Source organism: Caproicibacterium sp. NSD3, from assembly GCF_053613275.1.
The window spans coordinates 1,711,053-1,735,540 of record NZ_CM132119.1; the positions used below are offsets into that span (position 1 = coordinate 1,711,053).

The following is a 24,488-nucleotide window of genomic DNA, read 5'->3' on the forward strand; positions in this document are numbered from 1 at the left end:
AGGCAAAAACCAGTAATGCGGTTTGATTCATCATTCATTGAGCCTCATCACCATTTAGTGATTATTTTAAATTTAATTTTTTACTAAATATGATATATTTAGTAAGTTTAATCATTATTACCATTTTGAGGAAAATAAACATGAAAACTGATTTTGAAGCAAGAATGAACATTTATTTTGATATCTTAAGCAACAATGAGAAAATCAACTCAGAAGCGGAATTGCTGGAGGCCCTAAACAAAGACAAAGAAGTTCTGAAAGGTCTAAGTACTAATAAAAGTCGAATACAACGAGATTTTAGGGATTGGGCTTACAATCATCAAGATTCTCAAAAGCGTTCCATTATTGCTGTAAAAGAATGGATGAAAAAGCATCATGTCAACACAAAAATGCACTGTATGTTGCGTGATGTTCAGGATTTTTCAAAATGCGATTTAGGTCTGTTTTTGAAAGTTGAATCATACCGAGCAGCACCATTAGGAGAAATAATACGTAAAGCATTTGAAGGATCTCATTGCTTTGTGATTTCTGATTATGATACCGTACTTGTTCGTTTTGGTGAAAAAGAAGACTATGATATATTTCTGGATCTCTGTAAACAATTCATTCCAAACTTCACAGAGGATGAAGACCCGGAATCCCGGTGATTTTTTACATACACTTTAAAGAGAAAAGCAAAAAAATTCGGAACTGCTCTGATGAAAGAGAAGGAAACCAAGATTTACAAAATCAGGACAGAGTTTAACCCTTTTCTACTTTCTTGAAAAGGACCTGAATTTTTAGTGCTATTAGAAAGTTTTTCTGCAATTAATTAAGGTCGTCAGACTCGTTCTGGCGGCCTTAATTTGATGTGTTTATGTATTAACTTCGTTTTCAAACGGTACAAGAATCCATTCATTTCTGACTTGTGGTGCAAGAGGGTGAAACAACGTTCTTCCCTTCTTGTCTGCAATGCAGCAGAACTTTTCTTTGTACCCTTCTAACATTTTTAAGACTTCAAGTTTACGTTCCAGATGTTGTTTTCCTTTTCCGAAAGCAAAAATGATCTTGTCTGCTTCGTCGCAGCAACGAACAATCATTGCATTATTCACTTTGTCACTCAAAGGAATATCCGAATGAATTGAGCTGAACAAATTCAGAATTGAAATGCTTCCGAAGGAGTTATCACAGGCATTTGTCACACAAAGCATTGTTGTCGTATCCATCTTAACCGTGTCGGCAGTACCGGCCTGAATCATGATGATTGCCGCTTTTGGAAGGGTTTCGTCCCACTCCTTTTCCAGAAGATAGCGATATTTACCGTCCCGACTAAAAACAGCAGTTGTTTTCATGTTTCCTGTGAGAACATTTGTATTTCCCGGATTATTATTGGGCATATTTTGTCACTCCTTTTTTAATATTCTTCTGCTAACAAAAATGTATAATGGTCCTTATTGTCAATGGTATAAACTTTTGCTGTAACGGGACTGGGATAAGGAATTAAATAAGTTTTTGATTTTGGCGGCTGTTCCTAAGAATGGACAATTTTCTGAAAAGTTCTTCCGTCGTGAGTCTCTACAGAAAGTATAAACACTTGAATATCGTCCACATCTGATTTGACCTTTAAAGAATCAATCATCTGAAAAAAAGAAGCTGAATTAAGTACGGAATTTTGTTAATAAACTTTGTTGTCATATACTGAGGATCATGAAACATTAAAATTATTTCTCCTTAAAGTAGAAAGTGTTTGTTGATCGAAAATGCTATCCTGTCCGAAAAAGTCTATTGCATAGTCATTATTAAAAACATAACATCCGTGAAGAAGATTGCTTTCCCCACAGCTGTTTTTTATTGAAATGAACTCACAATATTCAAATGGTGTTTCTAAAAGGGAATAGCTTAACCCCATCTTAGAATAATTCAAAGTATCCTCTGTAGTTTCAAAATAGTAAATACATCCGATTTTTTCTAAAGAATTGCAACCATAGTTTTGAAGAACGGTCTGTAAGTATTTAGAAAGATACTCTTTGATCTCAAAAGGAATCATCTTCTTTTCAAGATCTTCCGGCTCACTAATTCGTATCATCGCTTCCGGATACTCCTTCCTCTGATGCGGCAAGAGAGGTAAAGAAGAATACATGCTTCCGCTCCGGAAAGAAATTGCTCAATGGCTGTGGCAATCATTTTTCAACTCTCCTTGCAGTTTTGTTTGTAACTAGATACTCAAATGCTAAAATTGTTGCAAGAGTACAAGTAAAACCTAAGACATAAAATGGCATGGTCTGTTATCCCCCTTTCAGTTCTATCATGATTTGAGCCCCGATCTGGAACCCTATCCTAAAGTTCTTTTGCAGAAGGTAAGCGTTATTTTTAGATTCCTGTTGTTGAAGTGCATCAAAAAGCTTTTATTGCTCCGGTGTAAATGTTCGGAAAAGACGGTTGCTCAATTCAATTTGTCTTTTTAGATTCTTTCGGTACCGCCTATCGTGAAGAACGATTGTTTCCGAAGGATTTAGCTGTCCATAGTAAATTGCCTTCAAAATTGGTTTCATCCTGATTTCTCCTCTAAAAAAGAAAATCCCCATGCCATTTATCAGCATGAGGAAATCAATAAAAGCTAGTAACTCTATTATTTTTTCTAATTGATTAGGTTTACGACACTGTCTTTTGTCAGGGGCATATTCATGTATTGAAGGTAGCCCACAAGAAGCCAAGCAAGAGAATCCACAAGGTATGCAGGTGATATGGAGACATTCACAAGACCTAGTGTACTTGATACAAAGGCATTCATACTGGAAACAAAAATTGATCTCGCAAAAAACAAACTGATGATACAAACGAGTGGCGCTGCAAATAAAGTGATCTTTTTTATCGAGTATAATGGTTTTATGTAGTTGACTAAGATTGAGAAAATCGGGATCAAAATCATCAGCCATGCAAAGAAATTAACAGAAGTCGCACTATAGTCAGAAAATTTAACCCCTGATGCAACTGCGAACCCTGATTCGGACAATTTGCCACTATATCCTAGTGCACTACAGTTGATGACAAACATGGGCAAAAACATTAAAACAACAGAGATCCCCGCAAGAATGGCATTAACATTTCTAAGGATAAACTCTTTGTTGACCGTCGGCATTTGAGCGGACTGCGCAAAAACTCTATTTGTGGCACGTTGGTTGTTGCCTGATGTTTCTTTGGAAGTTGGTTGTGAAGACTGTGACGACTGTTCTACTGCCATACCGCAGTTTGGGCAATTCTTTGCACCCTCGAGAAGACTTGTCCCACATTGTTTACAAAACATGAATAACACTCCTCTTAATATTTTTACTTAAAATTTTCTGTTGAATTAAACTCATTTTGATGTTCGAGGACGTAGTTTCGAGTTAACATATCATAAGCTCCTCCAATTACTCCAACAATGCCACCAATAAAAGCATTCAATAGAATATTGAAAATGATCTGATTTTTGGACCTTTCATAAATATTTACCAAATCGATCCAGCTAGTAAGAATCTTTTTACTTTGCTGAATTCTGGAATATCCTGCATAGAGGTTCCAGAGACTACAGATTAAAACGATCATTGCTGTGCCATTTACCAGGATTACAGTAAGGATTTGAATACCGGCTACAACGATCCAGATTGACGCAGAGACCTTCTCTCTGTGTGCCAATTCCACTAAAAAAGGGCTTATTCGACCCGATGAAGACGGATTAGGCATTTGACCTGCAGGTGTTCCGCAATTGGCGCAGAATCTTTCATTTCCAGTCAATGGAGCCCCGCAGTTTGGACAGAACAAAAATCACCACTTCTCAACACATTTTTCATTTCTCCCAATGATTGATCTCTTCATCTTCTGAAGGATCACCCTACTTCTTTTGAAACGTTTCGTTCTGCAGGATTGAGTGCTGCAGACCGATAATCTCCAATATGGAACAAACGATGAACAAAACGCATCCCAATTTAAAAAGATTTCTCATCTCTATTCCTCCTTCTTTCGATTATTTTCATTTTAATTTAGAGTGGATTTCGCGCTGATCATGAATAATTCTGCGAATTCATCTGGAACTATACCCATATTTTTTGAAAAACTCATTGACGTTTTTTTCGGCATTTTCTAGCAAAATTTGATACTTCACATACTTTCTATGATTCCGAATATATATACTATAGTTGCTAATAATATAAAAACTATATAACGTTGTACAAACAAATGCAATACTTTATTCTATATGGTGATGGGCATGGTGATGGGCAATATGAATAACTATAGTACGGGAAAAAGAGTAAAAGAACTTCGTTCGAAAAATGGCCTTTCTCAGGAACAACTTGCTTTACATGCTGAAATAACGACTGCCTATCTCGGACAGGTGGAACGCGAAGAAAAGAATCCGACCGTGGTTACAATCGCAAAAATCTGCAATGCACTAAACATCTCCTTATCGGACTTTTTTAGTGACCAAATTTCTTATAATGCGGATGAAGACGCAGTTTTACGTCAAATCAATTTTTTGCTTAAAAATCTTTCTTCAGCGGAAAAACAAGAAATTTTGCAAATCATCAAACATGCCGTAAAACTCAGAGAACTTTAGCAGGTATTCATATTCACACTCCTTTGGGATAAGCAATAGCGGGCAATAGGTTAAAACCTATTGCCCGCTATTTTACTTGTCCTTGGCACTGGCTATATGTAGACAAAATGCGTAGATTAGGCCAAATTAAAGGCACAATCTGCAAGCATTTAAAGCACAGTGAGAACAATTTTATCATGATTATAATATGTAATTAGAATTATTTTTAAAACCCTTTGTTTCTTTGTTTCCTCTTAAAAGTAAGCAACAGCCCTCTAGCTCCCAAAAACGGCGTTTTATGGTTGCATAGAGGGCTGTGCTAAAATGGCGCCTTGACGCTGCGCCGTTTTTCGTTGCTACTTGGCTATTGCAAATATTGGATTCACTTGTTGAATTTGGGCGATATTGGGAATATAATGATTTTGTAATTATATTTGTACTTAATATGATCTATGACTACCTTTAATAGCAATAATGTGCAATTAAAGTATGATATAACGTTGCGGCATCTCTATGATTAAGGGGATGGTTTGACTTGATCAAGAATGCAAGGAGGTGCCTCCATGTTGCTGGTGCATATGGCCATAACGGCAACAGAAAGGCAGGCTACTTGTGCCTCTTTTATCGGATCGCCAGAATCCGGAAAAGACCGCAAAACCATGTTGTTTCTGGACATCCGCGCGCATTTCCAAAATAGTTACATTATGCCAAAGATAGAGTCTTGACAATGGCACCTGCGGAATTTGGCACTCAACCCTTAAAATTCATACAGAAAGACGTATTACTTGGGAGGGCAGTCTATGTCTAATGATTTATATCGCCTAAAAGAGGAGCCGGGTAAGCACTTGGCGGATTCAAACGACACTCCGGGAGCTAAACGAGGAGTCTATTTAGATAATGAATCGAATAAACCCTGCGGTGCGGGTGAGTTTGTAAAAGTAGAAGATAACGATGACGACGCTGCCAGTAACGATGGAAGCGGATCTGACGGAGGCGATACCGCTGCAATTTTGGCCCTTATTGCAATGGGAATAGGGATTGGTGCTGCGGCAACAAAAGCGTACCCGTATGTAAAAGAGTGGTTTACGGATACAGTTGTTCCAGGAGTAAAGAAGTTCTATCGTAAAATAACTAAGAAACCAGTCGAAAATAGTGGGTCAGTGGCAATCGAGAAAGAAGACGAATCTGGTACAGAAATCCTGTCTGTTGATGCTTTTTCACATGAAGTAGACGAGGTCTTAAACGAGTATAAGGAAAATATGAGCAGTGAGGAGGCAAAAGCGCACCTCTTAAACATAATGCTCAGTGCTATGTACATGGCAAGCGAGATTCGAAAACTCTCTAATGCCGTAATTACCGATGAAAGCTTAAGCGAAGATCAAAAGATTGAACTTAAGGCATCTCTAGAGAAACTAACTACCCAGAATGCAGCTAACAGCATAAATGAGATTCTGGCGCAAAAGGTTCCCCTAATGGATGCAGTCGCGATAAAAAGAATATCAGCTACAATGGGGGCGCCACTAATCTCTGAAGGTAAATTTGTGCCAATAGAGACTGCAATATTTAAAAAGGCACTAAGCATTAACGATGAGAAGTAAATTGCTTGAAAGTGCATTCGGATTAAAACAATGGGCTCGTCTTGTTCGCATATAACGTAAAACACGTTTATGAAATCAGATCCAGTGCGATAAGATGGGATCACTTATTTCCTGAAATAAACAATTTGTATGCAGCCAATAGCAATTGCGGGAAATGTTGACGAACGGCACAAATAATAAACAATTGATAACAATAGCAAAACTGTTATCTCATATTATGTAAAGGAGAAAAAATATTATTCTGGCTTAATGATGTGTTATGTTGGTGGAATAAAGGCTAGTAAATATAAGAATCCACAAAAGATAGATGAATTAAACGGTTTCATATATTTTTCAAACCAAAACATTGAGGAATCATTAGCATATATAGTCTAAAAATTATGATAGGCAGATAGAAATATAGTCACGAATCGGACTTCCCATTATGTTTAATTCATGCCAGATTAAGGTTGATTAAGTTAAAAATAAAAGTATGTATAATCAAAAAGGAGTGAAAATTGAATGATAAAATATTATGTAGTAGACGCATTTGCGGATATGCCTTTTCACGGGAATCCTGCGGGTGTTTGCTTATTAGACAAATGGATTAACGACGCAGTCATGCAGCAGATTGCTTTTGAAAACAACCTAGCCGAAACCGCTTTTTTATTAAAGCAAAATGGGTATTATGATTTACGTTGGTTCACTCCAAAAGTCGAAATTGATTTATGTGGCCATGCGACTCTCGGGAGTGCATTTATTCTAATGAATTATGTAGATCCTTCACTAAAGCACGTCGATTTCCACACAAAAAGTGGTCTACTATCAGTGACGAGAACCGGAGATATATACTCGATGAATTTTCCCAGTCGAAAAGCCATACCATGCGCAAAGCCGACAGTATTAGAAAAAGCGCTCGGTATAAATGTTAAGGCAACTTTTCAATCAAGAGATTTATTGGTTTTATTGGAAAATGAATTTGAAGTTGCTAATTTGCATCCAAATCTGTCTTTGCTGGCAGAAGTGAAAAATTCTTTTGGAATTATCGTTACGGCAAGATCATCGAGCTGTGATTTTGTATCAAGATTTTTTGTACCTAACGCTGGAATCGATGAAGATCCGGTTACAGGCTCTTCACATTGTACGTTGATTCCATTTTGGAGTGAAAAATTGCATAAAAAGGACATGATCGCCCATCAACTTTCAACCCGCGGTGGGATCCTTATCTGCAAAGACTGTGGCGATAGGGTCAGTATTGGAGGAAGAGCAGTCTGCTATCTGATTGGAAACATTAATATATAAACTCAACATGCAGTTCAGAGACCTATTTGCATTGTGAAGCAGACCTTGGCTAACATTTTTTAAGCGAAAACTAACTGCTCATTATGTTTAATTCTTACTATTGGTGTCAGGAAGTGAAAGTCTACGAGGTTCTCATGAAATCATACGAGGAGACAATTATATGGATGGAAGAACAAGATCAAATATTAAAATCGGCGCACAGGTAGATATCGTACTCAAAAAAGACCAAGGCACAGGAGCACTTACCAGAGGACACGTTAAGCGTATACTCACAAACAGTCCAGCCCATCCGCACGGCATTAAGGTCATGCTGGAAGAGGGCAACATGGTGGGCAGAGTCCAGGAGATTTTTTAATCATTCAGGACCAACAATATTGCCATAACGAATGGTAGCGAAGTGTACACCCTAGTAATGGATGCGGTACCTATTATCCATATTAGCCTAGCCTGTTTAGACTATCCAAACTTCGCATAATGTTTATGATATTCAAAGCCACTTGCGATCGACACCTACTGCATCATCAGTAAGGAGAATACTTATGAAAACTATTGGTATTATCGGCGGAATGAGTTGGGAATCAACAGCTACCTATTATCTTGAATTAAACAGATACATAAATAGAAAATTAGGCGGATATTACAGTGCTAAATGCATTTTATACAATGTACAGTATCAAGAAATCAAGGATATCCATAGAAGCGGCGACTGGAAACGTGCTGGTGATATTCTAGGCAAAGCAGCATTAACTCTTCAAAATGCTGGTGCCGATTTTATTATACTTGCAACTAACACGATGCATATCGTAGCGCCACAAATACAAGAACAAATTCATATACCATTTTTACATATTGCCGAAGTAACTGCGGATAAGCTATTAGCGGATAATGTAAAATCAGTAGCCTTGTTGGGTACTCGCTTTACAATGGAAAAAGATTTCTATAAAAATATACTTATCAATCGCGGAATAAGCGTTATGATTCCTAGTGAAGAGGATATCGATAAAATTCATAAAATCATCAATAAAGAATTGATCGTCGGAAAAATAGAAGAGCCATCTCGTAAATATTTTAGCAATGTCATAACTGGATTGAAAGGACAGGGTGCAGAAGGGGTAATCCTGGGATGTACGGAGATCGGCTTGCTTGTTAAGCAGGAAGATAGCACCTTGCCTGTATACGATACAGCTCTTATACATGCTGACGCTGCTGCTGAGTTTGCAATGAGGGAATGACATCCATTAAAATGAGATGTGGATTGTGTTTATCAAACGGATAATCAGTGACTAGACGAATTCAAATCGGGTTACTAAGTAGCCACATGTACATTATGTTCACGGTATTCTTCAGTATTACAGTTTTACAAATTTACAAGATGACAAGGGATGATGAAGCATGAAAATTCAAGATGTACCATTTTGTACAATCGATTGGAGCAAGATAAAGCCTACCGTACATCAGGGCATAACTGGGGAAACATATTGGCACACCTTTGAAATGGGAAACATAAGGGTGCGTATGGTTGAATATTCACCTGGATATTTTGCAGATCACTGGTGTAAGCGTGGGCATGTTCTTCTCGTTCTGGATGGCGAATTAGTAACTGAACTTGAAGACGGCAGAGAATTTATACTAACCTCTGGAATGAGTTATCAAGTTGCTGAAGGTAGTAATCCCCACCGCTCGCATACTGAAAAGGGTGCCAAGCTTTTCATTGTAGACTGACATTATGAGCATTGTTGCAGTTGCAGGGGAGCTTCCCTTGAACTTCGCATTATGTTCATTTAATACCATATAATTGGTGCTTGCAAATAGCACGTATTTTATATTAAGTGCAAACGGATGGATAAATGGAAGGAGAAGTAAGTTTTATGGATAAATTTCCTGACTTTATGAAAAGAAGCGTAAACCAGGTACCAATTCAGCAGCAAAACACACCAGATATTGATGGTTACTATTATACTGCTCAAGACGGTAGCCAAATGGCTTTTTGGACTTGCTTAGCTGACAGGGCGTCAAAAGAACATATGCACAATTATGATGAATACATGGTTTGTTTATCCGGAGAATATGCCGTCACAATAGATGGAAAAGAAACCATTTTGCATGCAGGTGATGAAATTTTCATTCCAAAAGGAGCTTTGCAAGGTGGGAGATGCAAGGCGGGGACGCGGACCATCCATGCCTTCGGGGGCAAACGGATTGTTTGATATGTAGGACTGTTATGAGCATACTCAACAACTTGGAGGATTCTCCGAACTTTTCATTATGTTTACGTAATACCATTGAAGGCAGGTATTATTTGTAATTTAGATACTGAGGTGTGTATTATGAAAATCGATAACTATCAAGAAATTAAAGAGGCCGTCGATGATTTTTTGGAGAAAGAAAATTCTTCTATGGATAAATATGATTTGATTACAAAAAAAATATGGCTGACAATTGGAAAGCCCGAACCTCAAGCTGGAGAATTTGCAAAAACTCTCAAAAACATAATAGAAAGCTTCGATAAATCATCAAAATGGAAACTCTTATACAAATTGAAATAATGAAATTCCGGCAGCCATAATTGTCGAAATTTGATTCACTGGGCGATTGTTAATCATGCTTACTTAGTTTCATCGATTAATCAATAATGATGAATGATGCTCAGCTAAACATCATGGCAAGCGGATTGGCGTTGACGGCGGCCTGTAATTGTCCATCGTCTACGTGAGTATAGATTTCTGTTGTAGCTATACTCTCGTGTCCAAGGAGTTGCTGAAGTGAGCGAATATCTACATGACCATATTTGTACATAAGTGTAGCGGCAGTATGTCGCAATTTGTGGGTGGACAGCCGTAAAGCACAGTTCAAGAATATTGTTATAATACAGTTATCACGCACAGAGCTTGAGCTAGTTTCGATGAGTAGGCGAACGGCTTCTTCCAGAATTGCCGGATGGAAACAATTTTTTGCGTCCTTGTACCGGGAGAGGAATGAAGGATATCCTGGCAGTAGGCAAGAAATCCATACATATCACCGAGACTAACCGAACAGATATAGTCGATGGTGACAAAGCCAAAATCAGAATGCTCCTCTCCCCTTGCATCTGCAACATATTTGAAAAATTGTAGTAAATCCAGACGATATTCAATCACAGTATTCTTGCTGCGTCCTTTGATCGTAATGAGATAAGCCAAATATTGTTCCACGATTGAACATGATCGATTAATTTGCATATAATTCACTCCTTTTGAAGGAGTATTGACATATATACAGCAGGTTACGTGCGCGCATTAGTGGAATAATGAGGTATGCAAATAAGAAATTACTAATAGAATGGGGTGAAATGCTTCATGGAAAACCAGGAGCAACAGCATAAAAGGCGTGTTCGATACAAAGGAACACATCCGAGATACTTTAATGAAAAATACAAGGAACTGCAGCCTGAAAAATACGCAGAAACAGTTGAGGATATAATTCAGAAGGGCCATACGCCTGCCGGAATGCATATTCCCATCATGGTTGATGAGATATTGAATTTTTTAGCGATTAAACCGGGTGAAGTCGGGTTGGATGCCACCTTGGGGTATGGCGGACATACATCCGCAATGCTCAAAGGCTTAAAGAATAAAGGGCATATTTATGCTTTGGATATAGACCCAATTGAAATAGACAAAACCAGAGAACGCTTAGAAAATATGGGCTACGGGCCGGATATCTTAACAATCAAGCATCTTAATTTTGCAAATATTGATGAAGTCGCTGCCGAGGCGGGCAAGTTCGATTTTATATTGGCGGATTTAGGCGTATCTTCCATGCAAATTGATAATCCCGAAAGAGGATTTTCTTTTAAAAATGACGGTCCATTAGATTTGAGAATGAATCCTGAAAAGGGCATTACTGGGGCTCAGCGCTTAAAAGAGCTGACCCAAGAGGAATTAGAAGGCATGTTAATCGAAAATGCAGATGAGCCTTATGCAAAAGAAATATCCAGAACGATTATTTTAAAGCTAAGAAATGGAATTGATATTTCTACTACGACTAAGCTTCACGAAATCATCAAAGAAGCACTTCGATTTATTCCGGCAGCTGAAAGAGATAAAGCGGTAAAAAAATCAAGCCAAAGGGTTTTTCAAGCACTTAGAATTGATGTGAACAGCGAATTTGAAGCGCTATATGCGTTTCTAGAAAAGCTTCCCAATGTCCTTGCGAAAAGCGGACGGGTTGCCTTGCTGACTTTTCATTCCGGCGAAGACAGATTGGTCAAAAAATCATTTAAACTACTATTTCAAGAGGGTGTTTACAGCAAAATTGCAACTGAGGTAATACGGCCGACCACAGAAGAATGTAACCGAAACAGCCGTGCCCGTTCAACAAAAATGAGGTGGGCGATCAAAGCGTAGTTAACTGGGATGATTTTATGCGCTTGGATATCTGCGAATCAACAAATGAGATTAATGTAGTGTATTTTGCTTTGTCACGAACTTCGCATAATGTTTACTTAATGTTTAAAATGTTAAAGCAACACCTACTTCGGAGGAAACAACACCTTAGGAATAGTTTATAATACTGAATGGACGGAGGAATGATCATTGGAATTCAATATGCTGTTCAGTATTGGCGATATGGCAAAACTCTGCAATGTCACTCCCAAAACGCTGCGTTTTTATAATCAAATAGGGTTACTTGAACCGGCTAAGATAAATCCTGAGAATGGATATCGGTTTTACACCGAGCAGAGCATAACCCGTGTGCTCTCAATTAGGCAATTACATGATATAGGCATGTCTTTGGAGGATATTCAAAAATTCTTCAAAGCGAATAGTCAGGCGAATGTAGTCGATCAGTTATTACAGGCTTTGATCATGCAGGAGCAAAATGTTAGATCCCAAATTGATAAACTGCAGACTTCGTTAAACAAGATTAAGGCCCTGCAAAAGCAATGTTCCGTTATCGGCAAAAGTTTTCATGATGCTGATGTTAACCATCTGATTATTCGTGAAATTCGGCAAAGAATGTTTGTGTTCAGTGAATATCGGGGAAAATTCGATTCATCACTATTCGGACATTATTTTACGCAGATGCTTTCTTCTATCAAAAAAGAAAGCTCCAATTTAGAAGATGTAATTGTTTCTGCACCGATGGCTTTATATAACAGCCTCACAAAAGTCGATGAAGCGCACATAAAATTGGGCTATGAAGTGACAGCATCAGCCAAACTGTCATTGCCAACCTATAACATAAAAGGCGGAACGTATGCCTGCTATATTTATAAAGGAAGTTATAAATGCCTAAATTCGGAATTTCTCCAGGAACTTTGTCTCCGTATCCATAACTCCGGTTATGAAATGCAGTTCCCGATTGTCGAATATTTTTACATCAATGAAGCTTCAACGGATGAAGAAGGCAATTATCTGACTGAAATACAGTTTCCTGTAAATTCACAGAACATTCATTGACCCTCCCCTTAGGGAAAGCTTTATCATTGTTTCATCAAAACGAAGGAGAATGATGAAGCTATGGGTTACTCAATTTTTCAGAACACGATGGTAGATATGACCTATCTGCAGATTGGAGAGGCAATTGAAAACGGGGCGTCCGTCCTGCTGCCTATCTCAGTAGTGGAAGAACATGGCCCCCACCTTTGCACGGGAACGGATATTTACCTGACTCAAACGATGTGTGAAAAGATTCGCTCCGGTTTGAGTGCAGCAGGCAAGCCAGCTGTAATTGCACCGCCTTTCTACTGGGGAGTCAATAGCATAACAAACGGATTTGTCGGTTCCTTTACGGTCAGCCCCGAACTGATGGAGGCCCTGATGCTGGAAATTCTGAGTGATTTGAAACGATGGGGATTCGAAAAAATCTTTCTGCTTAATTTCCATGGTGACTGCGTCCATATCAAGACAATCGCAGAAACCGCAAAAAAGGCATATGAAGAAAAGCAGATCAGAACATATTTCATAAATACTGCAGTTGCTTTTGATCAATTCGGCATTTCAGATGATGTTCCTTATCTCTTGCGTGCAGAACTGAGTGCAGAAGCATTATCCAATATGCAGCATCCATATATTGATATTCACGCCGGTGCAACTGAGACCAATTGGATGCTGCTGGATTACCCTGAGGTTGTGGATGAGAAGGTTGCCCGGCAGATGAAACCAACGTCTCTCATGCTGCCGGAACTGAAAAAGTGGCTGCGCGGTGGGGAAACAGCTAAAAAATATACCCCTTTGGGCTATTTCGGAGCTCCTGCGGATATTGATTTGGAAAAGGCAAAACATGCTCAAAGTGAAACGGTGAAAGCTTATGTGCAAACAATTTGCACTGCAATTTAAATCAATGCAAGTCAAGGAGTTTTCATTCATGAAGCGACTTTCACACATTTTTGTAACGTATAAATAAACAATAGCTCAAATTGGTAGTAAGGTGAAGGGCATAAAGGATAGCTGAATTTTGGAGCCGCATATATCGGACGAACTTCGCATAATGTTTATTATATAAAATTTAGATCGACTATAAAATACTGAACACTAATTTTTCCTTAAAACATTTTAAACTTTCAGAAGACCGCTGCAAATTTGCATCTGTTTTCATTGGTAATTCACTTGGTTGTAAAATACTCCTATCTCTAGCAGAGTCGTCAAATTTGTCGACTCTGCTTTTTTTCTCGGTTTTTTCGAATTTTCTAGCTAAAACTAACTTGTTCAATGAGTAAATGCTGTAAAAACATTCGAGACTGCCTCACATAAAAAGGATTTAAAACTCTTTGAATAATTTCATTATACTGCCTATTAAAAGATACTTTTTAGGAGGGAATCACATAACGGAGAAAAATTATAATTATCATACAAATCCCCTCTTCCTTCGTAATCAGTTCAAAGAGAACGGGAGACTGCAAATCCCGGTAATCCCTAAACTCAAAATAAGACCAGATAATTTTCATGATCTACTTCTTATAGGGTTCGACAAAATAGGCATTAATGACACCAAGCTTTTCAACCGCATGGTCCATTTCTTTCTGTATGATTACAAATTTGAACGTGTATAAAAAAATCAAGATAGCGATTTGGAGAAGCTAAAATACTATCGCGCAGTGCTCTCCCTCGATTTCAGCATGTATGTTGAGATGACACCTGTTCTGCAGCCTTACAATACATTTCAGAACCGTTTGTGCTGTACTTATTTGCGTCAAAGGAAATTCGCGTCATTCCAACTGTAAGCTGGGGAAACGAAAACACGTTTGAGTTTTGCTTCGATGGGATTAAAAAGGCTCTACAGTTGCTGTATCCATCTATATAGTGTCGGAGCACGACAACCGTCAGCGCCAGAAAGAATTTTTTCTTAAGGGTTACAAAATAGACGTACTGCTTGTGCAGTTGTTTGGATTCCCGTATCCATATTGAACAGCATGCCTAAAATGGGTGGAAATCACCGGTCTTGTTCCACATAAGATCAAACTGTTTGATAAATTCCGACGCCATTTTTTCATCCCGGATGCTCATAAAGAACTCATCGTTTTTGTTCTGCGATGCTTTGGTAAAATTTGCGCTGGCAACAGTTACAACTTTTTGATCCGCGATGGTGATTTTTAAATGCATGAACCCTGGGTGAGAATTCTTTTTGATAGGAATTCCCGCCTTTTTTAGTTTTCTGAGAATGAAAAATTGGACAGGCGTTAAAGACATGATTCTGTCGGTTATGATCCTGATTGCGATATTCTGATCTTTGGCCTCCAAAATGGCCTTGAGAATATTTCTATCCGTAAAATTGAATATGGCAATATCGAGTGATTCTTTCGTCTTATTGATGATGTCGATCAGCTTGCCATCAGATTTTTCACCATATCTCGGGAAACATAAACTGATGTCCATATTTTCTCCACGATTGTCTTCCATGATACCTCTCCTAAATGGATTCCAGATCTACTGAAAGACATTCAGAGCCTACAAATCATCGTTTTTTCAGTCGATATAAAGGACCTTCTTGAAACCATAACTTGCGAGTAGAACGTTCTCAGTGTTAATGTTATTTTTACAAGGCTCACGAATCAGCCGCTCACTTTAAATAACTATCTGCCCTCGACTGTCACAAGATCGGAGAACTTTCCCTGATACAAAATTTGGAGTGAGTCTTTTGGAGGCCCTTCGAGAAGCTTGCCGCTGGATGCGGAGAATCTTCCCCCGTGAGCCGGGCAGTCCCAAGTCTTTTCCGCAACGTTGAAATTAAGCTCCGTGGTCATGTGGGTACAGGAAATATCAAGAATTGTTGCATGATCATCAAAGTCGCGGTAAATACCCGCTTTTTGCCCTTTGAAATTGATGACCCGTCCCTCCCCCTGTTTCAGGTCCTGTATGCCCTCTGTTTTTTCAAATTTGGATTTAATCAATTCTCCGACTGAACCGAAAACTTCCGAGACCGTTTTGCCCATTGAGCTCGAATAATCCCCGCGTTTTCTGGAATACAGTTCCTCATACCGGCAGTTTCCGTTCAGAATAAGTTCTGAAATCATATTTCCCGCAAGAGTTCCGCTTGAGAGTCCCCACTTTTTAAATCCGGCAGCTACATAAATATTGGAATCGTCCGAAAGCCTGCCGATATAGGGAATCTGATCCGGGGTATCGTAATCCTGCGCTGACCATTTGGCCAGCAATTCGTTGACCCCCGCCAACCGCTCCGCGTATTGAAGCAGATTTTCGTAATGCAGCTCCATATTATCTTCACCACGTGCGGTCGCATGGTTTTCACCGACGACGATCAGAACTCGCCTGCCGTCCTCAACATGGGTGCGAATCGAGCGGGTCGGCTCACCAGAACTGATATAGCTTCCGTCCGGCCAATCTTTTTTTGCTTTCACAGCGATTCCATATGCCCTCTTGGCATAAAGACGTGTAAAGAATAGATTGGGCCCATCGTAAATAGGATATTGAGTCGCCATGACGAGATGTTTGGCTTCGATCACAATATCGTTTTCACAATAAACTTTTTTAATGTCTCCGTCCTCCACCTTGATGGCCTTGGTGTCGCAATAAATTTTAGCGCCCTTTAATACGGCTTCTTTGGCAAGGGCCTCTGCATAACGCACGGGATGAAAAACCGCTTGATGCTTAAATCCGAGCATTCCAAAGTTATCAGGTGGAAATTCCGGCTTTTCGATATACTCTGCATCGATTTTAAGCTCTTTGGCAACTTCGTATTCATGCTGGACTGCATCCCGGTCGTCTTCGGAGGAGGCAAATAGATAGGCCGTGTTTTCGGCAAGCTGGCAGTCAATTTCACCCTGCTTTACCTGTTCTTTTACGAAGTCCAGCGCACCAGCCTGCGATTCGGCATAGAGCTTTGCAAAATTCATTCCATGCTTGTCCGCAATTTTACTGTAGATAATGTTATGCTGAATGGTGATTTTTCCAGTTGTGTTGCCCGTGGTGCCATCGCACAGTTCACCGGCCTCTATAAGAACTGGCTTTTCCCCTTTTAGCGCAAGGCAGTAGGCGCAGGTGATTCCTGTAATTCCGCCGCCAATAATCAAAATATCAGTTTCAAGGCTTTTATCGAGCCGTGGATAATGTTCCTTCTGGGCAGTTTTATTCCAATAAGATACCGTATCTTCACTCATTTTTTCACGCTCCTTCTAATCATACTTATTATGCTCTGCACCGTAAGAAAAATGTAAGGCAATGCCTAAAGGACCATATCCTAAATAAAAATTCTTACGGGATACTAAAAATATAACTTCATCAAAAAAAGCATTAGAATAATCAGATTATCAAGCTCGGAAATTTTTGCGAACGGACCGAATAAAATTTCATAGTATAAGAAAAAAGAAAGTGAAGTGAATAAGAGACATGATAAACTATGACCGTGCATCCGCTGTAAAATATGCTCACAAGTGGGCATTTGAAAGGAACCCTCGCTTCTACAACTATGATGAAATTGGTGGAGATTGTACAAATTTTGCTTCTCAGTGCCTATTGGCGGGGAGCAACGTTATGAACTATGCACCGACTTCGGGCTGGTATTATATTAATGCAAATCAAAAGTCTCCAGCGTGGACCGGCGTCGAGTATTTTTACAATTTTCTGACACGCCGTACGAACACCGTTGGCCCCAAAGCCGTAGAATGCGAAATTCAGGAACTGCAGCCGGGTGATATTGTACAGTTATCCTTTCAAGGTTACAGATTTGAGCACAGTCCCGTTGTTGTTGCCGTATCAGAGCCGTTTGATCCGGCTCACATTTTGATAGCTGCACACAGTTACGACACAGACTATCGCCCGGTATCCACTTATAAATATGTTATGATTCGGTTTCTTCACATTGAAGGTGTCATAAGTAACAATATTGTTTTAGGATAATTACATTCTTCAAAAGTTATGTTGAATATTGCTGCTTAACTGTCTTGAGCCCATCGATAGCACTAAAAAAGTGCTGTGAAACTACCCGCATATGGCATGTTGGGAAAAAGACGATTTAACCTTTTTTAAATACTAAATTTTTTCAATCACATTCTTAGTTTGCATTGACATCAGCTATATAAAAGGTGACAAAAAGATTGTCTTGCCTTTTTTGCAACATTATTACTGTATATTTCATACGGAAAATTTATTTGCAAATTCACGTACATACTGAAGTGGAATATCGTTTAGCTTGGACGCGGACATATATGAAAAAAGTTGGAATATTAGAAAATTCCTCCCGAGGAGTATGGGCACTCACAGCTAAAGGTCATGAATTACAAACTATTGATCCTAATGAAATTGTTGCACAGGTTCGTACAATGTCATTTCTAAAATTAGATAAAGCCGAAATGATAAAAGCTACTGATGATAATCCTGAAAATGATGGTGTAGATACACCAGATGAAATTCAAAGTTGGAGAGATAAACTCAGAAATGTACTTCAAAACTTATCCCCGAATGCTTTTGAGCGTTTAACTCAGCGCATGTTACGTGAATCAGGATTTGTCCAAGTTCAAGTAACCGGTAGAACTGGTGACGACGGAATCAATGGAACTGGTATCATAAAATTAAATGGTATTATTAGTTTTCATATGCTTTTTCAGTGTAAACGATATCAGTGAACTGTTTCTGCAAGTGAAATGCGAGATTTTAGAGGAGCGATGCAAGGTAGAACTGATAAGGGACTTTTTATTACTACTGGAAAATTTACTTCTGCTGCGATACAAGAAGCTAATAGAGCTGGAACCGCTCCTATCGACTTAATTGACGGTGATGAATTAATTGACAAATTAAGAGAACTTCAACTAGGTGTTATACCTGTTACAGATTATTCTATAGATGAGACTTGGTTCTCATCGCTATAATTAAAGGCATTCTTGTCTTGGGACCTTATTGGTCATTCGCCCTATTCATTGTTTCAAGTCTTTCCAAAATTTTGATACTGTCCTACTGGCATAGATTGCATAGTGAATTAGTTTTTGATTTTTCTATAATTCGCCGGAGACGACCTCTATTTTGATATGCTTATGAATCGACCTCTTTTTAAACCAATGACTCAAATGATTAAAGCAACTTTTTATTTTAAAATTGGGTCGTACTTATGTTTCAGAAAAAAATCAGGCTTCAAGGCATTTTTGCCTTGGAGCCTGATTTACTTTACGCTGTGTAAAGATTTTCTTGTTCCTCTATTTTTTTAGCTTTTTCCAACATGCCGGCTTTGCTGTACTGATCAAGCTTGTATCTCGTAACGGACGAGTCACAGTGAAATGTGAGAATGAAAAGATTTATGGAGCTCTTGATAGCAAAAAAATTTATATTCAGGGAATCCTTGATTACATATCAGGAATGACAGACAGATTTGCAATTAAAGTATTTAATGAGTTACTAACTTATTAAAAATTGTATTTATATCGCTTAGTCTAAACACGGCATTTGAGACAGGCACTCATAATCACAAGATAAATAGTCACGAATTACGGAATTGTAAACTGAGAGACCGATTTTATTTTTTTGAGTCCATGATAAGACTAATAGAGTAAATTATTATTAAGTATTTGCTAAAAATAACTTCTAAAAAAAATATGCTCGTAATTTGATCAATGCAAAACTATATATGAATTGTGCTACATTTGAGCATGACATGGAAAGCGGCACAAATGGGCAGGAAGACACAATGGAAACTGCTGTTTCATCGACAGATATGCTATTTGCCAATTCTTTATGTCCCATTTATTGTATGATGATAATTGAAGATACATATCCAAGCTGAAAAGATACTCCTGAATAAGGATTCAATAAAAATCTTTTATGAAACAGACGGATATATTGTTATGCTTCCGTATGAACAATTTATAGAAAGACTGAGTACATGTGATACAAATGGATATAAATTGACACATGGACGTGTACAATATGGCTCCATTAGCCTTTCCTTGACAAAGAAGTTAGTAGATGAAGCTGGCATTAAACAGTTATTTATTAAGAATGAAAAATATTCCATACAAAATGAATACAGAATAGTGATTAGGGAACACCTTAATCGTATTCTGGAAAGTAAGATTTTTGATGGAAAATGTGTACAGGTCGAAAAAGGATTTGAACATAAAATACAAAAAGGACTTGCAGATATTGCAAAACTTTACTGCTTTTCGGAATTGACATGTGATAATAAATTTTATTACTTACCGTTAATAAATCACGGATTACGTGTTAGTGGAAACTGAATGAGATATTACTCTATTTGTACTTTAGTAATGTCTAGGTTTTGACCTGCCCCCAAAAGTCGTCCAGATAGAAAGTTAGTAATCACCTGAGATTTTCATGGCGTATTCTGCCGGCATCAAATTATCCAAAGAACTGTGTGGGCGAAGATGGTTATACTCATTTTGCCAGTCTTCAATGATTTTATTGGCTTCATAGAGATTTTTAAACAAGTTTTGGTTTAAGCATTCATCCCGAAGCTTTCCATTAAAACTTTCGATATAACCGTTCTGGGTTGGGTGCCCCGATCAGTAAAAACATGTTCTACATGGTGGTCGTAACTCCATGCGTTTAGTGCATTCCCTTTGAATTCAAAACCATTGTCCGTCAGAATCTCTTTTGGAAGGTTGCGAAACAGTGCAATGTGGTTGAGTACGGTTGCAACTGAGCTATATCAATTCAACAAACAGCGAACAGTCAAATAAACCAGCAGATTTAGGCTGCATTTTGAAATAACGGATGGAATGCCCGAATGATTAAATGCTTGAATAATTGTGTGTAATCGATCGGTATGTGTTTCTCCTTCCATAATTTTAATTTCTTTAACTTTTCTTAATCTTTATACCATCAGAGTCCTTCAAGATAACATCATTGCATCCTATAATAATTGGTGAAACTGCCTGCCTCAAGAATCAGCTTTTCCTCTTCCGTCAGCTCACCTAGATGCAACTCAGTCTTAGTGATGTCTCCATTTTTACGTTACCTCAATTATTGACATTAAGCAAAAAGTGATGACTCGCCCATTGGAGCTATTACTTTGCACATAAAGCTTTACAAAAATTAAGCAATAGAATTTGACAGTACTATATTAGAGTACTAATTATGATGTTATATACGTTTTTGGGATCGGGACATAAAAGATGATGATTCTGAAGAACCGACTTAAGCACAGCTTTTTTCTTTTTTACGATGTAATAAATTTTTACCGGTAACTACCAGCAAAACTATCAAGACTAAACCGGGTATTGAAGTGGTCAAACCGGGAAGGATGAGCAAAATTCCGGCAATAGACCACAACACTCTGCGCCATATTGGCAAGGCCACTTTCAGATACCCTTCCAGTCCAACAGCCATCGCAAAAACGCTCAGCAGGCAAAAAACAATAACCAATAAAATATTACCCACAGAACCAATCACACAAAGTTCCGGTTGTAATGCCATACAAAAGGCAATTAAAAATGCCGGCAGAGCGAGTTTAAACGTAGCATAACCAATTTTAGTGGAAGAGGTCTTTGCGATAAAGCTGCCATAGCAACTGGAGAAGTAATTGCGGAAATCATCCGGAGTCTTGGTGTTATCTCTATGAACACTGCAAATAGAAGTCGACCTATATGGAAATGTAAATTCCTCGCATTTATGTGGAACCCGTATATACAACGGAATCGGCGGCAGCGGTGACTATGCCAGAAATGCAGCCATTTCAATATTTATGACAACTTCAACGGAAAAAAACGATATAATTTCAAATATCGTTCCAATGGTAAGTCACACAGATCACGATGTAGATGTAATAGTAACCAAAAATGGAGTTGCCGATCTTCGCGATAAAGCCCCACGGGAACGGGCGCAGCTCATCATTGAAAACTGTGCACATCCTGCGTATCGAGGCCAATTACAAGCATATTTTAAAGAAGTCTGCGAAAAGTGCGGCAGTGTACAGACTCCACATCTGCTGAATAATCGCTTTTCATTTCATAATCAATATTTAACTAAAGAAACTATGGAATTGTGAAGGGGGGAGTACAGTGGCGAGTGTTTATCGAAGCCTTAATGGTGGATCTGTTTTGGCATCTCTTGGCCGCTTAATATAGTAAAAGCGTGGAAAGCCCGTACTGCAAAGGGAACCAGTATTCATTTCTACTTGTTCATTTGGATTGGATATGTATTCGGAATATTAAGTAAAGTTATATACTTTTCGGCAGGAAAATCGACGGCTTTTTATGTTTGGCTTTTCTATATATTATGGTGTCCGTGGGTATAACAATATATTTCTGAAATGTTATGCCGGATTGGAAAACAGAAGAAAAAATAAGTTGTATTTCGGCTTGTTAGAAAGAGACGCCTTGCCAATCTATCAGTTTTGGCAAGGCGTTCTGTTTATTTTCCAAGCATAATATTTAAAATTTCGAGATCCGTAGATTTCATTCCCTCTCGGCCCATACGACCAATATTGGCAATGGTGTCCTCGACATTCTCTTCCACAAGGCCTTCTCCCGGCTGAAATACACGCTTGCTGCTTGCCATTTGCCAGCCTGTAATTGCAGCTGTCACAGCAGCCGCAATTTTTGCGGCACAACTGGATTTTGCTCCGTCGCAGACAATTCCGCCCGTCGTACAAATCGTATTGGTAATTGTTTCACTGATTTCTGTATAGTCGCCCCCGTTCATATAGGCAATTCCACAGGCAGCTCCGGCTGCGGCGCTTACCGCGCCACAATAGGCAGAAAGATTGCCAATGTACTTTTTTTGATGTACGCTGATCAGATTTGCCAAGCAAAGAGCTCTATATAATTTTTCCCTCGGAATATTATATTTTTTTGCATATGCAACAATTGGCATTGTTATAGTGATTCCCTGGTTTCCACTTCCGCTATTAATCACTACTGGAAGTGAACATCCTCCCATTCTAGCATCACTGCCGGCAGCAGCTGCCGCCGCCGCCGTCACTTTAATATCACCACTTGAATTGTTCTCTGTGAGAGTGCGACCGACCTGTGCTCCCCATTGTTCTTTGAGGCCATTCTCAGAAATAGCAGAATTGTAACGAATCTGCCTTTCAATAGTGTCTTTAATATCGTCCAATTTAACACAGTTTGCAAATTCTATAATATTTTGAAGATTGAGCAGTTTTTTATTGCCACGAACTTCATTGCTATTATCCGTATGTTGTTCGTTCTTATATATAACAGCCCCGTCTTTTTCAATTTTAGCAATGTTAGTATGATAGTTCTTTATTTCAACTGCAGCGCTATGCCCTTCAGAATTCACTGACACCAAAACATAAAGATTTTCGACATTTTCTGCCAGTTCGCAGTTGCAAAAGCCTTCAGCCAGCAGCTTTTTTGTGATCTCCACATCTTCGTCTTTAACACTTTCCAGCGCTGCTAACTTGAGAGCTGGATTGCCACCCACAATACCAAGCACTGCGGCGACATCCATTCCGCATAGTCCTTTAGACATTGGAACGACTACACCCTTGACATTTTTTATTATATTGCCGCTGCATCGCACCAAGCAATGCTGAGGCATTTCTCCAAGTGTTTCTCGTGCTTTTGCGGCAGCATATGCAATAGCAATTGGTTCCGTACATCCTAGAGCAACAATGAGTTCATCCTTCAAAATTGCCAGGTGGTTTTCATACAATTTTCGATCCATAGATGTTCTCCTTTGAAATAATCTGCGCTAACATAGACAACAAGCAACATAGTGTTCACCGCCATAATTTTTAAGTTCAGCTTCTTCCTGGGTGCACTTTTCACAGGCACGAGGACAACGAGGCGCAAATCGGCATGTTTTCGATGGATTAATAGGTGAAGAGATTTCACCACTAAGCGTCTGTACCTCGACATTTCGTCTCAAACTCGGCACTGGAATAGCAGATAACAGTGCCTGCGTATATGGATGAATTGGGTGAGCAAACAGTTCCATAGCAGGTGCTTTTTCTACAATTTGCCCCAGATACATTACTGCAATTTCATCTGCGAGATGATTGACCACAGACAAGTTGTGCGTAATAAAAATATAAGTAAAATGCATCTGATCCTGTAAATCCTGCATCAGATTCAAAATCTGTGCCTGAATAGAGACATCTAAAGCTGATACGGGCTCATCGCAAACAATAAAACTCGGGTTGAGTATCAATGCTCGCGCAATTCCAACACGCTGGCGTCTTCCACCGTCCAATTCATGGGGATAACTATTTACTAAGCGTTCTGCCAAACCTACAGTCTCCATCATTTGTTCCACTTTTTCTTCCCGCTCCGCGGCATCGGAACAAAGCTTGTGAATCTTTAACGGTTCTGCAATGATATCACTAATTGTCATACGCGGATTGAGAGAAGAATAAGGATCCTGAAAAATCATCTGCATTCTCTGGCGCATCTGCCTCATCTCATTTTTATTGAGTTTCAACACATTGCAACCTTCAAATATTACTTCACCGTCAGTTGGTTCGATCAGTCTCAGAATTGCACGACCGGTAGTGGATTTTCCACAACCGCTTTCTCCCACAATTCCAAGTGTTTTACCACGCTCGATGTTAAAGGTTACATCGTCTACTGCATGGAGCATTCCTTTAGGAGTCTTGAAATACTTTTTAAGGTTTTTTACTTCAAGGATCGGTTGATTCGTTGCCAT

28 protein-coding genes and 5 pseudogenes are annotated in these 24,488 nt (G+C 38.9%); 19 read left to right on the plus strand and 14 right to left on the minus strand.

Going from position 1 to position 24,488, the window contains the following annotated elements:
- Positions 1-140: 140 nt before the first annotated feature.
- Positions 141-647 carry a hypothetical protein gene (locus tag ACVS9P_RS08285; protein WP_452103106.1) on the plus strand — a complete coding sequence of 169 codons (507 nt, stop codon included), beginning with the start codon at positions 141-143 and terminating at the stop codon, positions 645-647.
- Positions 648-854: 207 nt separating this feature from the next.
- Here the strand turns inward: ACVS9P_RS08285 and ACVS9P_RS08290 are convergent, their stop codons facing one another.
- The 6 genes and pseudogenes from ACVS9P_RS08290 to ACVS9P_RS08315 form a co-directional block, all read right to left on the minus strand.
- Positions 855-1,376, minus strand: a complete 522-nt coding sequence (locus ACVS9P_RS08290; protein WP_452103107.1) for a DUF1643 domain-containing protein — start codon at positions 1,374-1,376, stop codon at positions 855-857.
- A gap of 17 nt (positions 1,377-1,393) precedes the next feature.
- Positions 1,394-1,498: pseudogene (locus ACVS9P_RS08295) on the minus strand (DUF960 family protein); the annotation flags it as partial.
- Positions 1,499-1,684: 186 nt separating this feature from the next.
- Entirely contained in the window at positions 1,685-2,119 is a 435-nt protein-coding gene (locus tag ACVS9P_RS08300) for a hypothetical protein (protein ID WP_452103108.1), read from the minus strand.
- A gap of 265 nt (positions 2,120-2,384) precedes the next feature.
- Entirely contained in the window at positions 2,385-2,531 is a 147-nt protein-coding gene (locus ACVS9P_RS08305; RefSeq protein ID WP_452103109.1) for a DUF6809 family protein, read from the minus strand.
- A gap of 86 nt (positions 2,532-2,617) precedes the next feature.
- Positions 2,618-3,283, minus strand: coding sequence for a zinc-ribbon domain-containing protein (locus ACVS9P_RS08310; protein ID WP_452103110.1), 666 nt, complete (start codon positions 3,281-3,283; stop codon positions 2,618-2,620).
- Between the two features lie 23 nt (positions 3,284-3,306).
- The gene (locus ACVS9P_RS08315) at positions 3,307-3,780 is read right to left on the minus strand and encodes a zinc-ribbon domain-containing protein (protein WP_452103111.1); all 474 of its coding nucleotides are present in this window, start codon (positions 3,778-3,780) and stop codon (positions 3,307-3,309) included.
- Between the two features lie 460 nt (positions 3,781-4,240).
- Here ACVS9P_RS08315 and ACVS9P_RS08320 point away from each other — a divergent pair, with 460 nt between their 5' ends.
- The 9 genes from ACVS9P_RS08320 to ACVS9P_RS08360 all read left to right on the plus strand — a co-directional run bounded on the left by ACVS9P_RS08320 (position 4,241) and on the right by ACVS9P_RS08360 (position 9,977).
- Positions 4,241-4,573: a helix-turn-helix domain-containing protein gene (locus ACVS9P_RS08320; protein ID WP_452103112.1), complete on the plus strand. Its 333-nt coding sequence runs from the start codon at positions 4,241-4,243 to the stop codon at positions 4,571-4,573.
- Positions 4,574-5,115: 542 nt separating this feature from the next.
- Positions 5,116-5,277, plus strand: a complete 162-nt coding sequence (locus ACVS9P_RS08325) for a hypothetical protein (protein WP_452103113.1) — start codon at positions 5,116-5,118, stop codon at positions 5,275-5,277.
- 75 nt (positions 5,278-5,352) lie between these two features.
- Positions 5,353-6,150: a hypothetical protein gene (locus ACVS9P_RS08330; RefSeq protein ID WP_452103114.1), complete on the plus strand. Its 798-nt coding sequence runs from the start codon at positions 5,353-5,355 to the stop codon at positions 6,148-6,150.
- A 501-nt stretch (positions 6,151-6,651) separates the two neighbouring features.
- Entirely contained in the window at positions 6,652-7,431 is a 780-nt protein-coding gene (locus tag ACVS9P_RS08335) for a PhzF family phenazine biosynthesis protein (RefSeq protein WP_452103115.1), read from the plus strand.
- A gap of 160 nt (positions 7,432-7,591) precedes the next feature.
- The gene (locus ACVS9P_RS08340) at positions 7,592-7,786 is read left to right on the plus strand and encodes a YwbE family protein (protein WP_452103116.1); all 195 of its coding nucleotides are present in this window, start codon (positions 7,592-7,594) and stop codon (positions 7,784-7,786) included.
- Positions 7,787-7,970: 184 nt separating this feature from the next.
- Entirely contained in the window at positions 7,971-8,663 is a 693-nt protein-coding gene (locus ACVS9P_RS08345) for an aspartate/glutamate racemase family protein (protein WP_452103117.1), read from the plus strand.
- A gap of 160 nt (positions 8,664-8,823) precedes the next feature.
- Complete coding sequence (locus tag ACVS9P_RS08350; protein WP_452103118.1) at positions 8,824-9,153, plus strand: DHCW motif cupin fold protein; 330 nt, start codon at positions 8,824-8,826, stop codon at positions 9,151-9,153.
- Positions 9,154-9,299: 146 nt separating this feature from the next.
- A complete protein-coding gene (locus ACVS9P_RS08355) occupies positions 9,300-9,638 on the plus strand; it encodes a cupin domain-containing protein (protein ID WP_452104690.1) in 339 nt (112 codons plus the stop codon).
- A 120-nt stretch (positions 9,639-9,758) separates the two neighbouring features.
- A complete protein-coding gene (locus tag ACVS9P_RS08360) occupies positions 9,759-9,977 on the plus strand; it encodes a hypothetical protein (RefSeq protein WP_452103119.1) in 219 nt (72 codons plus the stop codon).
- A gap of 100 nt (positions 9,978-10,077) precedes the next feature.
- On the opposite strand, the pseudogene ACVS9P_RS08365 reads toward ACVS9P_RS08360, so the two are convergent.
- Both ACVS9P_RS08365 and ACVS9P_RS08370 read right to left on the minus strand, forming a co-directional pair.
- Positions 10,078-10,269 (minus strand): annotated as a pseudogene (locus ACVS9P_RS08365) (tyrosine-type recombinase/integrase); the annotation flags it as partial.
- Between the two features lie 23 nt (positions 10,270-10,292).
- Complete coding sequence (locus ACVS9P_RS08370; RefSeq protein WP_452103120.1) at positions 10,293-10,649, minus strand: site-specific integrase; 357 nt, start codon at positions 10,647-10,649, stop codon at positions 10,293-10,295.
- Between the two features lie 117 nt (positions 10,650-10,766).
- On the opposite strand from ACVS9P_RS08370, the gene rsmH reads away from it, so the two are divergent.
- The 4 genes and pseudogenes from rsmH (at position 10,767) to ACVS9P_RS08390 (ending at position 14,715) form a co-directional block, all read left to right on the plus strand.
- The gene (rsmH, locus tag ACVS9P_RS08375) at positions 10,767-11,816 is read left to right on the plus strand and encodes a 16S rRNA (cytosine(1402)-N(4))-methyltransferase RsmH (RefSeq protein ID WP_452103121.1); all 1,050 of its coding nucleotides are present in this window, start codon (positions 10,767-10,769) and stop codon (positions 11,814-11,816) included.
- A 189-nt stretch (positions 11,817-12,005) separates the two neighbouring features.
- A complete protein-coding gene (locus tag ACVS9P_RS08380; RefSeq protein WP_452103122.1) occupies positions 12,006-12,872 on the plus strand; it encodes a MerR family transcriptional regulator in 867 nt (288 codons plus the stop codon).
- A 60-nt stretch (positions 12,873-12,932) separates the two neighbouring features.
- Positions 12,933-13,751 (plus strand): creatininase family protein, encoded by an 819-nt coding sequence (locus ACVS9P_RS08385; protein WP_452103123.1) that lies wholly within the window; start codon positions 12,933-12,935, stop codon positions 13,749-13,751.
- Positions 13,752-14,482: 731 nt separating this feature from the next.
- A pseudogene (locus tag ACVS9P_RS08390) lies at positions 14,483-14,715 on the plus strand (DUF4417 domain-containing protein).
- A 113-nt stretch (positions 14,716-14,828) separates the two neighbouring features.
- On the opposite strand, the gene ACVS9P_RS08395 reads toward ACVS9P_RS08390, so the two are convergent.
- Both ACVS9P_RS08395 and ACVS9P_RS08400 read right to left on the minus strand, forming a co-directional pair.
- On the minus strand, positions 14,829-15,311 hold the full coding sequence (locus ACVS9P_RS08395) for a phospholipase D-like domain-containing protein (protein ID WP_452103124.1): 483 nt from the start codon (positions 15,309-15,311) through the stop codon (positions 14,829-14,831).
- Between the two features lie 173 nt (positions 15,312-15,484).
- Positions 15,485-17,029, minus strand: coding sequence for an FAD-dependent oxidoreductase (locus ACVS9P_RS08400; protein WP_452103125.1), 1,545 nt, complete (start codon positions 17,027-17,029; stop codon positions 15,485-15,487).
- A 229-nt stretch (positions 17,030-17,258) separates the two neighbouring features.
- Here ACVS9P_RS08400 and ACVS9P_RS08405 point away from each other — a divergent pair, with 229 nt between their 5' ends.
- From ACVS9P_RS08405 to ACVS9P_RS08420, 4 genes and pseudogenes are all read left to right on the plus strand, one after another.
- Complete coding sequence (locus ACVS9P_RS08405; RefSeq protein WP_452103126.1) at positions 17,259-17,768, plus strand: amidase domain-containing protein; 510 nt, start codon at positions 17,259-17,261, stop codon at positions 17,766-17,768.
- Between the two features lie 275 nt (positions 17,769-18,043).
- A pseudogene (locus ACVS9P_RS08410) lies at positions 18,044-18,736 on the plus strand (restriction endonuclease).
- A gap of 397 nt (positions 18,737-19,133) precedes the next feature.
- Positions 19,134-19,268 carry a hypothetical protein gene (locus ACVS9P_RS08415; RefSeq protein ID WP_452103127.1) on the plus strand — a complete coding sequence of 45 codons (135 nt, stop codon included), beginning with the start codon at positions 19,134-19,136 and terminating at the stop codon, positions 19,266-19,268.
- 350 nt (positions 19,269-19,618) lie between these two features.
- Positions 19,619-20,095, plus strand: a complete 477-nt coding sequence (locus ACVS9P_RS08420; protein ID WP_452103128.1) for a hypothetical protein — start codon at positions 19,619-19,621, stop codon at positions 20,093-20,095.
- A 75-nt stretch (positions 20,096-20,170) separates the two neighbouring features.
- Here the strand turns inward: ACVS9P_RS08420 and ACVS9P_RS08425 are convergent.
- A pseudogene (locus ACVS9P_RS08425) lies at positions 20,171-20,365 on the minus strand (integrase core domain-containing protein); the annotation flags it as partial.
- A 649-nt stretch (positions 20,366-21,014) separates the two neighbouring features.
- Positions 21,015-21,509 (minus strand): hypothetical protein, encoded by a 495-nt coding sequence (locus ACVS9P_RS08430; RefSeq protein ID WP_452103129.1) that lies wholly within the window; start codon positions 21,507-21,509, stop codon positions 21,015-21,017.
- Here ACVS9P_RS08430 and ACVS9P_RS08435 point away from each other — a divergent pair.
- A complete protein-coding gene (locus ACVS9P_RS08435; protein WP_452104691.1) occupies positions 21,502-21,864 on the plus strand; it encodes an acetyl-CoA hydrolase/transferase C-terminal domain-containing protein in 363 nt (120 codons plus the stop codon). The genes ACVS9P_RS08430 and ACVS9P_RS08435 overlap by 8 nt on opposite strands.
- A gap of 365 nt (positions 21,865-22,229) precedes the next feature.
- Here ACVS9P_RS08435 and ACVS9P_RS08440 read toward each other — a convergent pair whose 3' ends face one another.
- A complete protein-coding gene (locus ACVS9P_RS08440; RefSeq protein ID WP_452103130.1) occupies positions 22,230-23,507 on the minus strand; it encodes an L-cysteine desulfidase family protein in 1,278 nt (425 codons plus the stop codon).
- Positions 23,508-23,534: 27 nt separating this feature from the next.
- On the minus strand, positions 23,535-24,488 hold the full coding sequence (locus ACVS9P_RS08445) for an ABC transporter ATP-binding protein (protein ID WP_452103131.1): 954 nt from the start codon (positions 24,486-24,488) through the stop codon (positions 23,535-23,537).